A 14,215-nucleotide genomic window follows, 5' to 3' on the forward strand; every position below is an offset into this window, starting at 1 on the left:
GAACGATCTGTTTATCCTGCCTCTCAGGACAGCGGCGCGCTGATCTCCCGCTTCAGGATCTTGCCGCTGGGGCCCATGGGCAGTGCGTCCGTCAGCCACAGCCGGCGCGGGTACTTGTAGGCGGCGACCCGGTCCCGGACGAACTGCCGCAACTCCTCGGTGTCCGCCTCGGCTCCCGGGCGCAGGACGACGGCTGCCGCCACCTCCTCGCCGAGCCGCTCGTCGGGCACCCCGAGGACGGCGGCGAGGGCGACGGCGGGATGCTCGTGCAGCACCTCCTCGATCTCACGCGGGTAGACGTTGTAGCCACCGCGGATGATGAGGTCCTTCTTCCGGTCGACGATGTACAGATAGCCGTCCTCGTCCCGGCGTGCCATGTCGCCGGTGCGCAGCCAGCCGTCGGGGACGGTGGCGGCGGTCTCCTCGGGACGGTGCCAGTACTCCTTCATCAAGTTGGGCCCGCGCACCGCGAGTTCACCGACCTCGCCCGGTGCGACGTCCCGGCCGGCGTCGTCGAGCAGCCGGACCTCGACGTCCCGGATGGGGGTGCCGACGGACCCGGGTTTGCGCGGGCGGTCGGGGTGGTTGAAGGAGACGACCGGGCTGGTCTCGGACATGCCGAAGCCCTCCAGCACCATGCAGCCGAAGCGCCGCTCGAACCCGTGCAGGACCTCCACCGGGAGCGAGGCCCCGCCCGAGATGCACATACGCAGGCTGGACACGTCGGCCGCGGCGGCACCGGGGTGCTGGAGCAGCGCCGCGTACATGGTGGGGACGCCTTCGAAGACGGTGGCCCGGTCGCGGGCGATGGCGTCGAGCACGGTCTGCGGCTCGAAGCGGGGCACGAGGACGAGCGACGCCCCGCTGCGGACGGCGACGTTCATGGTGCAGGTCTGCCCGAAGATGTGGAACAGCGGCAGGCAGCCCACGATCACGTCGTCGGAGGTCAGGCGCTGCACCTCGGTGACGTTGACCTCGGTGTTGTGGCGGAGCCCGGCGTGGGTGAGCGCGGCGCCCTTGGGACGGCCGGTGGTGCCCGAGGTGTAGAGCAGCACGGCGATGTCGTCACCGGCGGCGGCCGTCACGTCGTACTGCGGCTCCAGGCGGGCCAGTTCGGCGGCGAAGGCGGCCGGTTCGACCGCCAGGTGCCGGACCCCGGCGGCGGCCGCGCCCGCGGCGCCCTCGCCGGGCGCCTGATGCCACTCGAAGAGCAGGACGGCGCCGGAGTCCCGCAGGTGGTACTCGGTCTCGCGCTCCTTCAGCAGCGGGTTCATCGGCACCACGATGCCGCCGGCGCGCAGGACCGCGTAGTACAGGACGACGAACTCGGGCACGTTCGGGAGCATCAGGGCGACCCGGTCGCCGGTGCGCAGGCCCTCGGTGCGCAGCAGCGCGGCGGCCTGGGCGCTCAGCCGGTCGAGTTCGGCGTAAGTGGTGGTCGCCGTGCCGAGGCGCAGCGCCGGGCTCCCCGGCTGCCGTCGTGCCGTCTCCACCAGGAATTCCGCCAGATTGGCCATGATGCCTCCTCGCAGCATGCTCTCGCCGCGCCCGCGGGTCCCGCCGCACGCGCTCACGGCATGCTCGCGTGCGGGGTCGCGGGCGTCCATGGCGGTGCCCACAGTTCACCCCCCTCGGAGTTGTCCCCGGGAACAAACAAAGCGTCGTACGCTGCGGGTATGGGTCTGTCGAATGTGGGCGCGGCCTTGCGTGTGCGCCTTCCGGAACTGGGTGAGCGGATGGCCCAGCGCATCCGTGCGGAGGTCGAGTCGTACGCGGACGAGTCGCTGACCCCGTTCGCGTCGCTCAGGGAGTCCTGCGAGGACAACGCCGATCTGCTGCTGGGGCGTTTCGCCTACGGCGCCGAGCCCGACGTGGGAGCCGCTCAGCAGACCGGGCGGCTCCGCGCCGAGCAGGGCGTTCCGCTCGCGGACACCCTGCACGCCTATCGGGTCGGTTTCGAACTGGTGTGGTCGGAGATGGTCGACGAGGCGCGCAGGCATCCGGAGGTGACGGACGCCGAGCTGGTGGCCGGTTCCTCGGAGATCTGGGCCCTGTTCGGCCGGTATGCGGAGGCGGTGGCGGCCGCCTATCGCGAGGCGAGCGCGGAGCTGGCGCTGCAGCGCGAGGCCCGCCGCTCCGCCCTGGCCGAGGCCCTGTTCACGGGCGCCCTCGCGGATCGTACGACGCCCTGGGAGGCGGCCCGGCAGCTCGGTCTGCCGGAGCGGGGCCCCTACGCGGTCGTGGCCGCGTCGGTGCCCGACCCCGGCCAGGAGCCGCTGCCCGGCATCGAGGCGGCGCTGCGCCGCTCGGGGGTGTCGTCGGTGTGGCGGCTGCTGCCGGACCAGCAGATCGGGCTGGTCTCGCTCCAGCACCGGGACGCGGAGACGGTGAGCCTGCGGGCGCTGCGCCGCCGGCGCGCCCGGGTCGGCGTCAGTCCCCGGTTCGACTCGCTGCGGGAGACCCCCCAGGCGCTGCGGTTCGCGCGACTGGCCCTGGCCGGACTGCGCGGCGACGGGCCGGGCGTGACCCGGTTCGACGACAGCCCGCTGGCGATGCTGGTCGCGGCGGCCCCGGCGGAGGCGAGCCGGCTGGTCGAGGTGTCCCTCGGGCCCCTGCTCGCGCTGCCGGCGGCGGAGCGGGCCCGGCTGCTGCAGACCCTCGGGCACTGGTTCACCTCGGGTGGTGCGGCCGCCGAGGCAGCGGAACGGCTCTTCGTCCACCCCAACACCGTGCGCTACCGGCTGCGTCGCATCGAGGAGCTGACCGGGCGCACGCTCACCGACCCGCTCGCCCTCGCCGACCTGGGCGCGGCCCTGTACGCCCTGCGTCTGCTGCCTTCCTGAGCATCGGAGGTGCCGCTCGTCCGCTACCGCTTCGGCGGAAGCCGGTACACCGAGACATGGGAACGGGACTCGGCGGTGAACTCGGCGCCCGTCCAGTCCGCGTGCCTGGACTCCCGCTCGAATCCGGCCAGTCGGCCCATGAGGTCGAGTTCGGCGGGCCAGATGTAGCGGTGGGGGCTGCGGTACAGCCGGGCCTCCCCGGTGCCGTCGAAGTGGAAGTGGTGCGATACGACACGCTGGTCGAGGACGTCGTAGGTGTCCAGTCCGATGTACTCGGCGTCGGAGTGCCACACGGTGGCCGTCGTCCCCGGGGGCAGGGTGCGCAGTTCGGGCACCCACAGCTCGATGACGAACCGGCCGCCGGGTGCGAGGTGGCGGGCGGCGTTGCGGAAGCACTCGACCTGCTCCGCCTGGGTGAGGAGATTGGAGATCGTGTTGTAGACGAGGTAGACCAGGCTGTACGTCCCCGGAGCGGTGACCGTCGCCATGTCGCCCAGGACCACGGGGATCGCGGCTTCGGCGGCCTTGGTCCGCAGTTGCTCCACCATCGGCTCGGACAGCTCGATACCGGTGACGGGAACTCCTCGCTCGGACAGCGGGACGGCGATGCGGCCGGTGCCGATCGCGAACTCCAGCGCCGCTCCGCCGTCCGTCAGTTCGGCGAGGCGTTCCACCGCGGGCGTCAGTACCTCGGGCGCGAACATGCCGGTGCCCGGTGTGTCGTAGCGCTGGGCGACGGAGGCGTCCCAGATGTTCTCCTGCTGCATGGCATCAACGCTGGTCTCTCGCAAGGGAGTTGTCCAGCGGATATCCCCCGGCACCCCAGCCCCCCACGCGCCATTGACACCGGGAGCCAGTCCTCTACCGTAGGTCTCCGCACAGCATGTCGCACAGCTTTCGATATTTCGAACGAAGATCAGTGGGGCGGGAGACCGGGACTCTCCTCCCCCAGTCATCGACATGCGGAGGATTTCGTGACCCCACCCCTTGGCAGACGGTCCTTCCTCACCGTGGCCGGCGCGACCGCGGCGGCCCTGACCGTGACGGACGGCTCCCCCGCCCAGGCCGCGCCCGGCCACGCCGGTTCACCCCGCCGGCAGGCCGCCCGCGCGACTCCGTTCCCGCTCACCGCGGTCACCCTGCTGGCCGGACCGTTCCGGGACAACCAGAGCCGCAACACCGCCTATCTGCACTTCGTCGACATCGACCGGCTGCTGCACACCTTCCGCCGCAACGTCGGCCTGCCCAGCAGCGCCCAGCCCTGCGGCGGCTGGGAGGCGCCGACCGTCGAGCTGCGGGGGCACTCCACCGGCCATCTGCTCTCCGGTCTCGCCCTCACCTACGCGGCCACGGGCGACACCGCGCTGCGCGACAAGGGCCGCCTGCTCGTCTCCGCCCTGGCCGCGTGCCAGGCCGCCTCGCCGTCGGCGGGATACGGCAAGGGATATCTGTCGGCCTTCCCGGAGAGCTTCTTCGACCGGCTGGAGGCCGGGACCGGGGTATGGGCGCCGTACTACACCGTGCACAAGATCATGGCAGGGCTGGTCGACCAGTACCGGCTGGCCGGGAACGACCAGGCCCTGGACGTGGTGCTGGGCATCGGCGGCTGGGTCGACAGCCGGACCGGGAAGCTGAGTTATGAGCAGATGCAGCGGGTGCTGGAGACCGAGTTCGGCGGCATGAACGACGTACTCGCCGATCTGCACGCGATCACCGGCGACGCCGTATGGCTGAAGGTCGCCGAGCGCTTCACCCACGCCAGGGTCTTCGATCCGCTGGCCGCCGGACAGGACCGGCTGGCCGGGCTGCACGCCAACACCCAGATCCCGAAGATGGTCGGCGCGCTGCGGCTGTGGCAGGAGGGCCTGCCCGACCGCTACCGCACGATCGCCGCGAACTTCTGGCAGATCGTCACCGACCACCACTCGTACGTCATCGGCGGCAACAGCAACGGCGAGGCCTTCCACGAACCGGACGTCGTCGCCGGCCAGCTGTCGAACGGCACCTGCGAGAACTGCAACAGCTACAACATGCTCAAGCTGACCCGGCTGCTGCACTTCGAGGATCCGGACCGCACGGACCTGCTCGACCACTACGAACGCACCCTGTTCAACCAGATGCTCGGCGAGCAGGACCCCGACTCCGTGCACGGCTTCAACATCTACTACACGGGCCTCGGCCCCGGCTCCTTCAAACAGCAGCCGTCCTTCATGGGCACCGACCCGAACGCCTACTCCACGGACTACGACAACTTCTCCTGCGACCATGGCACCGGCATGGAGACGCAGGCGAAGTTCGCGGACACCATCTACACGCACGACGAACGGCGGCTGCTGGTCAACCTGTTCATCCCGTCCGAGGTGCGCTGGCAGGAGCAGGGCATCACCTGGCGGCAGTCCACCCGGCTGCCCGACTCCGCCTCGACCGTCCTCACCGTCACGGCCGGCAGCGCCAGCCATGAGCTGCGGGTCCGCATCCCCGGCTGGGCCTCGGGCGCACGCGTCAAGCTGAACGGCCGTACGCTGCCGGACCGTCCGGCCGCGGGCAGTTGGCTGAGCCTGGACCGGGCCTGGCGGGCCGGTGACCGGGTCGAGGTCACCCTGCCGATGCGGACGACCGTGGCGGCGACCCCCGACGACCCGGACGTACAGGCCGTACTGCACGGTCCCGTGGTGCTGGCCGGTGCGTACGGCGCCACGGCCAGTGGCTGGATGCCGCGCCTGGACACCGCGACGATCCGGCAGGCCTCGGCCGATCCGCTGCGGCTCACCGCGACCGCCGACGGGCGGACGGTCACCCTGCTGCCCATCGCCCGCGTCCACCACCAGTACTACAACGTGTACTGGCTGACCGGCCAACCCCCCTCCCCGCCCCCGGAGTTCGCCGCCTGGCATCGCTTCGACGAGACCTCCGGCGGCACGGCCGCCGACGCCACCGGCAACGGCAGGACGGCGACGCTCGCGGGCGGGGCCGCCTGGGCTCAAGGACACATCGGCGGAGCCGTGGCCCTGGACGGCACGGACGGCCATGTCGTACTCGCCGCGGACCTGCTGGCGGGGGCCTCCGCCTACTCGGTGGCGACCTGGGTCAACCTGGCCGGGAAGCCGGCCTCCTGGAGCCGGATCTTCGACTTCGGCACCGGAGTCAGCGCCAACATGTTCCTGACACCGCTGAGCGACGCGGGCACCCTGCGCTACGCGATCACCGCGGGCGGCGGAGGAGCCGAGCAGCGCATCGACGCCGGTCCGCTGCCGACGGACCGCTGGGTCCATGTGGCCGTCACCTACGGCTCCGGCACCGCCGTGCTGTACGTCGACGGCCGCGAGGTGGGCCGGAACACGGCGGTCACCGTCGAACCCCGGTACTTCGGCAACCACATCCGGGCCGCGTACATCGGCAGGTCGCAGTACCCGGACCCCTATCTGAAGGCGGCGGTCGACGACTTCCGCGTCCACGGCAGGACACTCACCGCGTCCGAGGTCGCGGCCCTGGCCCAGACCGCCAGATGAACACCTCTGTGCTGGGGGCCCGTTCGGAGAACAGGCCCCCGGCCGAGGCCCGGACCAGCAGGCGGCGCAGATCCGTCTCGAAGGCCTCGCGGCGCGGGCCGAACAGGTGCGGCGCCGAGTACGACATCGAGAAGGTCCACGCCACCACGTCGTCCACCGAGCGCCGCAGCTCCTGCCCACCGGGCACGACATACCGCTCGGGGCCCAGGAAACCGGCGCCGGCCAGTACCGCCGCCTCGCCACCGGGCGTGCCCTGCGGCAGCAGACCTCGGCCGGCACGCCGGACCGGCCCCAGGTATCGCTTGACCAGGTCCTCGACGTCCCGGTAGGGCACGGCCGGGTACGGCAGTCCTTCGACCGTGCGTGGCTCGCCCTTGAGGTCCGACAGGTGCACCAGTGCCCCGCCGGGTCGCAGCATGCCGCGCACGGTCCGCGCCACCCGCTCGCGGTCCGTCCAGTGGAAGGACTGGGCGAACACCGCCGCGTCGAACCGCCCCAGACCGGCCGGGAGTTCCTCGGCGCGCATCCGCACCCAGCGCGTCCTTCCGGCCGGCACCGCGGCGGTGGCCCGGCGCACGGCTTCGGCGATCATGCCGACGTCCGGGTCGACGCCGACCACCTCACGGAACAGGGGCGCCAGCGGGATGGCGACGGTCCCCGGCCCGCAGCCCACGTCGAGCAGCCGTCCGCGCCCGTCGGCGGCCAGCACCTCGGCCAGCAGCGCCACCAGCCCCGGCGCATAGGGCAGTCGGCCCTGCTCGTAGTAGGGGGCCGCGCCTTCGAAGAGGCTGTCGTCCCCTTCCCAGTCGCTCATCGCGGATCCATGCCCTTTCGCATTTTGAACGCGTTCAAATCTCCGGCTACGCTGTGCCCACCGAACCGAGGGGGATCGATGAAGGTAGTACTGCCCGGGGGAACCGGTCAGGTCGGCACTGTTCTCGATCGTGCGCTGACGGCAGCCGGTCACGAGGTCACCGTGCTGACCCGGCATCCGGTGCGAGCGCGGCAGGTCGGCTGGGACGGGGCCACGCTCGGCCGCTGGGCCGAGACGATCGACGGCAGCGATGTCGTGATCAACCTGGCCGGTCGCAGCGTCTCCTGCCGCTACACCGCCGAGAACCTGCGGGCCATGATGGATTCGCGGGTGGACTCCGCACGGGTGGTCGGGGAGGCGATCGCGGCCGCCGCGCGGCCACCGCGGGTGTGGCTGCAGATGAGCACGGCGACGATCTACGCCCACCGCTTCGACGCCGCCAACGACGAGGCGACGGGGGTGATCGGCGGCTCGGAGACCGGGGTTCCGGACTACTGGGCCTACAGCGTCGGCATCGCGAGGAACTGGGAGCGGGCGCAGGCCGAGGCGGCGACCCCGGCGACGCGGAAGGTGGCGCTGCGCGCGGCGATGGTGATGAGCCCGGACCGGGGCGGGGTCTTCGACGTCCTGCTGGGCCTGGCCCGGCTGGGGCTGGGCGGGCCGGTCGCCGGGGGTGCGCAGTACGTGTCCTGGATCCACGAGGAGGACTTCGTACGCGCGATGGAGTTCCTGATCGACCGGGACGACATCGACGGCCCGGTGAACCTCGCCTCCCCCGGCCCGCTCCCCCAGCGGGACTTCATGCGCGCGCTGCGCACGGCCCGGGGCATCCCCGTGGGGCTGCCGGCGACGCGGTGGATGGCGGAACTGGGCGCGTTCGCGCTGCGCTCGGACACGGAGCTGCTGCTCAAGAGCCGCCGGGTGGTTCCGGGCCGGCTGCGCGAGGCCGGCTTCGACTTCCGGTATCGCGCCTGGCAGCCGGCCGTCATGGACCTGGTACGACGCGTCAGGTCCGCCCGCGCGGCCTGATCACCGGCTCACCCCTGCCGGAAGTGGCTCGGTCTGCCGTCGGACATCACCAGGTGCCCGAGCCGGGCGGCCCGGGCACGCGGCATCAGGGTCCAGGTCCCGTCCGCTCGGTGCAGGGCGGCCGAGTGCCAGGGGGTGGTCCAGGCGTCCGGTGCGTCCAGGAGGCGGATGCCGAACTTCGCGGCGCCGACCGGCTGGGGGTGGATGGACAGCCGTACGGCGGCCGGATGGTGTTCGGCGATCAGGGCGCCCCAGGCGCGGCTGCGCTGCAGGACGCCGTACGCCCGCTGCCTGCACGCGCGCTGGAGGGCGGAGCGGGTGCCCGGGAAGTCGGCGGTGTCCTCGACGAGGAAACGTGTGACGCCCCGGTACAGGGCGCGGGTGTGGGCGTCGGCGTGCACCTCGGCTCGCAGGGCGTCGACGCCGGGCGCGTGGTGCCGGTGGATGTGGGCGCGTTTGCTGTCGTACGGCAGGTCGCCCAGCACGTCGCGCAGGTCGAACACGGACAGTCCGGTGAGGCCCAGGCCCGCTATGAGGCCGCGCAGTTCGTCGGCGTAGGCGTCGATGCGGGGGTCGGGGACGTGGATGACGTCGCCGAAGACATGTCCGTCGGAGCAGATGACGATGCGGGCCCCCGGCGGATGGATCCGCCCGATGTCCGTGCAGAGCCGGTCCAGGAAGCTGAGGGAGAGACGTTCACCCTGGTCGGGCAGGTGGCCCAGCACCTTGGCCGGGTTGGGGGACTTGCAGGGGAAGCCGGGGAGGGTGAACACGACCGGGGCGTCGCGGCGTACGAAGTCGGCGATGCGGCGCAGCTGGTGCGGGAATGCCGCCGGGGGCGCGGGGGCCGGGTCGGTGGTGCGGTGGTGGGGCAGGAGCAGGCTCAGGACGGCGGTGCTGACGCTGGTGACGCGGGTGTCCGGCGCGGTCGCCAAGGGCATACGGGTCTCCGGGGAGGGAAGGGTGGAAGGGGCGTGCCGGTGTGCGGGCGGGGCGGCCGGGGGCCGGGTCACAGGCGGCGGTCGTAGCCGACCGGCAGGTGGTGGGTGCCACGGCCGAGGACCGCCGGGATCCACTCGATCTCCTCGTCCGCGATGGCCAGGTGCAGGCCCGGCAGTCGGGCGAGGAGGATGCCGAGGGCGGTCTGGAGTTCGGCGCGGGCGACGGCCGCGCCGGGGCAGAAGTGGATGCCGTGGCCGAAGGCGAGATGCGGGTTGGGGGTGCGGTCGAGGTCGAGGGTGTCGGGGTCGGGGAAGCGGCGCGGGTCGCGGTTGGCGGCGCACAGGGAGACGATCACGGAGTCGCCGGCCGGGATCCGGGTGCCGTGCAGGTCACTGTCCTTGTCGAAGAACCGCCAGGTGGTGAGTTCGAAGGCGCTGTCGTGACGAAGGAGTTCCTCGACGGCGCGGGGCAGCAGGGAGGGGTCGTCGCGGAGCCTGCTGAGCTGGGCCGGGTTGCGGAACAGGGCGATCAGGGCGGTGGTGATCTGGTTGGTGACCGGTTCCTGGCCGGCGACCAGGAGCTGGAAGATCATCGAGTCCAGCTCCTCCTGCGACAGTTCACCCCGGTCGCGGGCCGCGACGAGGCGGCTGAGGAGGCCGTCGTCCCCGTGTGCGCGCCGGTATGCGACGACCTCGGCGATGTAGCTCTGCAGGCCGTGCAGACGGGCCTCGTAGAGTGGACGGCCCGGGTCGGTCGGGCCGACCGGCTGGACCACCTTGCCCCAGTCGCGGTCGAAGCGGACGGCCAGTTCCCGCGGCAGGCCGATCGCCTCGGCCAGCACCTGGAAGGGGAAGTGCGCCGCGAAGCCGTCGACGAGGTCGGCGGGACCGGTGGCGGGTAGGGCGTCGACGAGCCGGTGGGCCGATTCCTCCATCATGGGGCGGAGTTGCTCGACCCTGCGCGGGGTGAAGGCGTCGGTGACGAGGCGCCGCATCCGTGTGTGCTTCGGCGGGTCCTGATGCAGCAGATGGACCTGGAGCTGCGCATGCTGCGGCTCCGGCATGATCGAGGCGCGGGCACGCCAGCGGGCGTTGCCCCGCTCGTGGTTCTTGCCCAGGCGGTCGTCGCCCAGGGCGGCGTGGGCGGCGTCGTATCCGGTGACGAGCCAGGCCTGTACGCCGCTCGGGAAGAGGACGGGGTGGACCGGCCCGGCCTCGCGCATCCGCTCGTAGAGGGGGTAGGGGTCGGCCTTGTAGGGACAGCCCATCAGGGGGACGGGTTCCTGGACGTCCGTGGCGGTGGTTGGATCGTGGCGCGTCATGTGCGGGCTCCTCAGAGGGCGAGTTCGGGTCGGTGGTGGTCCAGCCACAGGGCGAGGTCGACGACGCGTTCGAGGCGCAGCCGGTGGCCCCAGGGGAGCCGGTCGGGCGGGGTGTCGAGGCAGGGTTTGATGCGGGTCTCGTCGGCCAGGGCGCGTACCTGCGGGTCGGCCAGGACGTCCCGGGCCAGCTGCTGCAGGCCGCGGTTGTAGTCGGGGTGGTGGGTGGCCGGGTAGTGGTTCTTGGGCCGGTGCAGGACCGAGGCGGGGGCGAGACCGGTGCCCATGGCGCGCAGCAGGCTCTTCTCCCGGCCGTCGTGGCTCTTCAGCGACCAGGGCGCGTTGAAGGCGTACTCGACCAGCCGGTGGTCGCAGTACGGCACCCGTACCTCCAGCCCGCGCGCCATGCTCAACCTGTCCTTGCGGTGCAGGAGTTGACGCAGCCAGCGGGTCAGGGACAGATGCTGCATGTCGCGCTGCCGGTGCTCGGCGGGGGTCTCGTCGTCGAGGTGCGGTACGGCGGCGAGGGCGTCGCGGTAGGTGTCGGCGCGGAACTCGCCGATCCGCAGGTCGAGTTCGGGGTTGAGGGGCATGGCGGCCTCGTCGCCGGTCACCAGCAGCCAGGGGAAGGTGTCGGCGGCGAGGGCCTCGGGCCGGTGGAACCAGGGGTAGCCGCCGAACACCTCGTCCGCCGCCTCGCCGGACAGGGCCACCGTGGAGTGCCGGCGGATCTCGCCGAACAGCAGATACAGCGAGGTGTCCATGTCGCCCACACCGATGGGCGAGTCCCGCGCCACGACGACAGCCGTGCGGTGCTCGGGGTCGAGCAGGGCGCGCGGATCGAGGACGACGGTGCTGTGGTCGGTGCCGATGAAGGCGCCGGCCTCGGTGGCGTACGGCGTGTCGTGGCCGGTGCGCAGGACGTCGCCGGTGAACTGCTCGGCCTGGTCGCTGTAGTCGACGGCGTAGGAGCGGATCCGCGCGTCCGGGCCTTCGCGCAGGCGGTGTTCGTCGGCGAGGAGCGCGGTCAGCACGGTGGAGTCGATCCCGCCGGACAGCAGGCTGCACAGCGGGACGTCCGCCTCCAGCTGACCGCGGGCCGCGCCGCCGACCAGGGCGCCGACCCGTTCGACGGTGGTGTCCAGGTCGTCGGTGTGGGGTGCGGCCCGCAGGGTCCAGTAGCGGCGCTCGCGGATGCCGTCGCGGTCCAGGACCAGGAGTCCGCCGGGCTGCACCTCCCGGACCCCGGCCCACAGCGTCGGCCCGGTGGTGAACAGCAGGCTGTACGCCTCCCGGAGCCCGTCGGCGTCCACCCGCGGCCGTATCTCCGGGTGGGCGAAGAGGGCCTTGGGCTCCGAGGCGAAGGCGAGGCCGCCGTCCACCCTTGCCCAGAAGAGGGGTTTGACGCCCAGCCGGTCCCGCGCCAGCACCAGCTTCTGGGCACGCTCGTCCCAGACGGCGAAGGCGAACATGCCGTCCAGGTGCTCGGCGGCGGCTTCACCCCATTCGGCGTAGGCGCGCAGCACCACCTCGGTGTCGCTGCGGGTGCGGAAGTGGTGCCCGCGGGCGCGCAGTTCGGTCCGCAGCTCGTGGTGGTTGTAGATCTCGCCGCTGTGGCTCAGGACGAGCGCCGGTGCGTCGGGTCGGTCCGGCATGGGCTGGGTGCCTCCTTCGAGGTCGATGACGGCCAGCCGGCGGTGCCCGATGGCGGCCCGCTCACCGAGCCAGATGCCGCCGGCGTCGGGACCGCGGGGGGCGAGGGTGGCGGTCATGGCCTCGATGACCGGGGCCTGGACGCGGGCGTCGCCGTGGAAGGACGCCCAGCCGGTGATTCCGCACATGGGAACTCCTGGATCAGCGGGAGGGGAACGGTGTCGGTGGTGTCACCGGGGAGTCGGTGCGCCGCTCGTCGGCCGAGCCAGCGTCCGGTGGTCGAAGGCGATCAGCGGGTCGCCGGTGAGCGGGTGGTCGACCACGGCCGCGCGCACCCCGAACACCTCGGCCAGCAGTGGCGGTGTGAGCACCTCGCGGGGCGGTCCGGAGGCGACCACGGCCCCGGTGTGCAGCACATGGAGCCGGTCGCAGACGGACGCGGCGGCATTGAGGTCGTGCAGCGACACCAGGGTCGTACGGCGGCGGGTGCGCAGCAGGGCGAGAAGTTCGACCTGGTGCCGGATGTCGAGGTGGTTGGTGGGCTCGTCCAGCACGAGGACGTCCGGTTCCTGCGCGAACGCCCGGGCCAGCAGCACGCGTTGGCGTTCGCCGCCGGAGAGGGCGATGAAGCGGCGGCCGGCCTGACCGTCCATGCCGACGTCGGCGAGCGCGCGGGCGACGACGTCCCGGTCGCCGGCGTCCTCCCCCGCGAACGCCCGCTTGTACGGTGTGCGGCCCATGGCGACGACCTCACGTACCGTCAGTTCGAAGTCGCTGCCGCGCTCTTGGGGCAGTGCGGCGACATGCCGGGCGGACCGGGCCGGTGACAGCGCACGGATGTCGGTCCCGGCCAGCAGCACCCGGCCGGCCGTCGGTCTCAGGTGCCGGTACACCGTGCGCAGCAGGGTGGACTTGCCGCTGCCGTTCGGGCCGACGAGGCCCGTGATCTCGCCCTCGGCCGCCACCAGATGCGCGCCCGTCACGACCGTACGGCCCGCGTACGCCACCCGCAGGTCCTCGATCTCGATCCTCAACTGTCGCTCCCCAGGCGCCGGTCCAGCAGATACAGCAGGGCGGGAGCCCCCAGCAGGGAGGTGACCACCCCGACCGGCAGCTCCTGTGCGTCCATGGCCGTACGGCAGACGATGTCGACCACCACGAGCAGCAGCGCCCCGCCCAGCGCGGAGACGGGCAGCAGCCGCCGGTGGTCGCCGCCGACCAGCAGCCGGCCCACGTGCGGCACCATCAGCGCGACGAACGCGATCGCCCCGGAGACGGCGACCAGGACGCCGGTGAGCACGCTGGTCACCGCGAACAGTTCGCGGCGCAGCCGGCCGACGTCGATCCCGAGGCCGGCCGCCGTCTCGTCGCCCATCAGCAGGGCGTTCAGGCCGCGGGCGCGGGCCTGCAGGCAGAGCCAGGCGGCGGGTACGGCGACGGCCGGGACGGCAAGGAGGTCCCAGTTCGCCCCGCCGAGGCTGCCCATGAGCCAGAACAGCACGCTGTGGGTCTGCTGCTCGTCCCCGGCCCGCAGCACCAGGTAGCTGGTGAAGCCGGACAGGAACTGGCCGATGGCGACCCCGGCCAGCACCAGGCGCAGCGGCGCGAACCCGCCGCGCCGGGCGGCCACCGCCCACACCAGGGCGAAGGTGGCCAGCGCTCCGGCGAAGGCCGCTCCGGACAGCCCGAGGCCCAGTGCGCCGCCGGTGCCGAGGCCGAGCACGAGGGCGGCGACGGCGCCGAGCGAGGCGCCGTTGGAGATGCCCAGCAGGTAGGGATCGGCGAGCGGGTTGCGCACCAGTGCCTGCACCGCCGTTCCGACCAGGCCGAGCCCCGCGCCGACGAGCGCGGCGAGCAGCGCGCGGGGCAGCCGGAGCTGCCAGACGATCAGGTCGTCGGTGCCGGGCCGCGGCGCCGCACCGGAGAGTCTGCGTCCGACCACGTGCCACACCTCGGCGGGCGGAATGGACGTCGACCCCCAGGCCACGGCCGCCGTCAGCGCCGCCAGCAGGAGGATGCCCAGGATCAGCAGCAGGGGCCCGGCGGGTAGCGTGCGCGCACCGTCGTCGGCAGCCGTGTCCGTGCGCCGCGACAGGACGGAACGCAC

Annotated in this window: 11 protein-coding genes; 3 read left to right on the forward strand and 8 right to left on the reverse strand. The window is 72.5% G+C overall.

The features are described 5' to 3' along the window. Positions 1 to 23: 23 nt before the first annotated feature. Complete coding sequence (locus AB0L75_RS19360) at positions 24 to 1,517, reverse strand: long-chain fatty acid--CoA ligase (protein WP_365182278.1); 1,494 nt, start codon at positions 1,515 to 1,517, stop codon at positions 24 to 26. Positions 1,518 to 1,676: 159 nt separating this feature from the next. Between AB0L75_RS19360 and AB0L75_RS19365 the strand changes: the two genes are divergently transcribed. After that, positions 1,677 to 2,843: a helix-turn-helix domain-containing protein gene (locus AB0L75_RS19365; protein WP_365182280.1), complete on the forward strand. Its 1,167-nt coding sequence runs from the start codon at positions 1,677 to 1,679 to the stop codon at positions 2,841 to 2,843. 23 nt (positions 2,844 to 2,866) lie between these two features. Here the strand turns inward: AB0L75_RS19365 and AB0L75_RS19370 are convergent, their stop codons facing one another. After that, entirely contained in the window at positions 2,867 to 3,610 is a 744-nt protein-coding gene (locus tag AB0L75_RS19370) for a class I SAM-dependent methyltransferase (RefSeq protein ID WP_365182282.1), read from the reverse strand. A 207-nt stretch (positions 3,611 to 3,817) separates the two neighbouring features. Here AB0L75_RS19370 and AB0L75_RS19375 point away from each other — a divergent pair, with 207 nt between their 5' ends. Then, positions 3,818 to 6,352, forward strand: a complete 2,535-nt coding sequence (locus AB0L75_RS19375; RefSeq protein WP_365182284.1) for a beta-L-arabinofuranosidase domain-containing protein — start codon at positions 3,818 to 3,820, stop codon at positions 6,350 to 6,352. Here the strand turns inward: AB0L75_RS19375 and AB0L75_RS19380 are convergent. Further along, positions 6,309 to 7,166 carry a class I SAM-dependent methyltransferase gene (locus tag AB0L75_RS19380; protein WP_365182285.1) on the reverse strand — a complete coding sequence of 286 codons (858 nt, stop codon included), beginning with the start codon at positions 7,164 to 7,166 and terminating at the stop codon, positions 6,309 to 6,311. The two genes, AB0L75_RS19375 and AB0L75_RS19380, sit on opposite strands and share 44 nt — an antisense overlap. Positions 7,167 to 7,244: 78 nt before the next feature. On the opposite strand from AB0L75_RS19380, the gene AB0L75_RS19385 reads away from it, so the two are divergent. Beyond that, positions 7,245 to 8,195, forward strand: a complete 951-nt coding sequence (locus tag AB0L75_RS19385) for a TIGR01777 family oxidoreductase (protein WP_365182287.1) — start codon at positions 7,245 to 7,247, stop codon at positions 8,193 to 8,195. An 8-nt stretch (positions 8,196 to 8,203) separates the two neighbouring features. Here AB0L75_RS19385 and AB0L75_RS19390 read toward each other — a convergent pair whose 3' ends face one another. The 5 genes from AB0L75_RS19390 to AB0L75_RS19410 form a co-directional block, all read right to left on the reverse strand. Then, a complete protein-coding gene (locus AB0L75_RS19390; RefSeq protein WP_365182289.1) occupies positions 8,204 to 9,136 on the reverse strand; it encodes an isocyanide synthase family protein in 933 nt (310 codons plus the stop codon). Between the two features lie 68 nt (positions 9,137 to 9,204). Next, on the reverse strand, positions 9,205 to 10,458 hold the full coding sequence (locus AB0L75_RS19395) for a cytochrome P450 (RefSeq protein WP_365182291.1): 1,254 nt from the start codon (positions 10,456 to 10,458) through the stop codon (positions 9,205 to 9,207). Between the two features lie 11 nt (positions 10,459 to 10,469). Further along, complete coding sequence (asnB, locus tag AB0L75_RS19400; RefSeq protein WP_365182293.1) at positions 10,470 to 12,296, reverse strand: asparagine synthase (glutamine-hydrolyzing); 1,827 nt, start codon at positions 12,294 to 12,296, stop codon at positions 10,470 to 10,472. Between the two features lie 42 nt (positions 12,297 to 12,338). Next, a complete protein-coding gene (locus AB0L75_RS19405) occupies positions 12,339 to 13,142 on the reverse strand; it encodes an ABC transporter ATP-binding protein (protein ID WP_365182295.1) in 804 nt (267 codons plus the stop codon). Continuing rightward, positions 13,139 to 14,215 carry an iron ABC transporter permease gene (locus AB0L75_RS19410; RefSeq protein WP_365182297.1) on the reverse strand — a complete coding sequence of 359 codons (1,077 nt, stop codon included), beginning with the start codon at positions 14,213 to 14,215 and terminating at the stop codon, positions 13,139 to 13,141. Before AB0L75_RS19410 ends, AB0L75_RS19405 begins: the two co-directional genes overlap by 4 nt.

The organism is Streptomyces sp. NPDC052101, assembly GCF_040680235.1.
Taxonomy (GTDB): Bacteria; Actinomycetota; Actinomycetes; order Streptomycetales; family Streptomycetaceae; genus Streptomyces.

Coding starts and splice junctions, on each gene's coding strand:
- AB0L75_RS19360 (WP_365182278.1), bottom strand. CDS start 1,517: ATGGCCAATCTGGCGGAATTCCTGGTGGAGACGGCACGACGGCAGCCG.
- AB0L75_RS19365 (WP_365182280.1), top strand. CDS start 1,677: ATGGGTCTGTCGAATGTGGGCGCGGCCTTGCGTGTGCGCCTTCCGGAA.
- AB0L75_RS19370 (WP_365182282.1), bottom strand. CDS start 3,610: ATGCAGCAGGAGAACATCTGGGACGCCTCCGTCGCCCAGCGCTACGAC.
- AB0L75_RS19380 (WP_365182285.1), bottom strand. CDS start 7,166: ATGAGCGACTGGGAAGGGGACGACAGCCTCTTCGAAGGCGCGGCCCCC.
- AB0L75_RS19385 (WP_365182287.1), top strand. CDS start 7,245: ATGAAGGTAGTACTGCCCGGGGGAACCGGTCAGGTCGGCACTGTTCTC.
- AB0L75_RS19390 (WP_365182289.1), bottom strand. CDS start 9,136: ATGCCCTTGGCGACCGCGCCGGACACCCGCGTCACCAGCGTCAGCACC.
- AB0L75_RS19395 (WP_365182291.1), bottom strand. CDS start 10,458: ATGACGCGCCACGATCCAACCACCGCCACGGACGTCCAGGAACCCGTC.
- asnB (WP_365182293.1), bottom strand. CDS start 12,296: ATGTGCGGAATCACCGGCTGGGCGTCCTTCCACGGCGACGCCCGCGTC.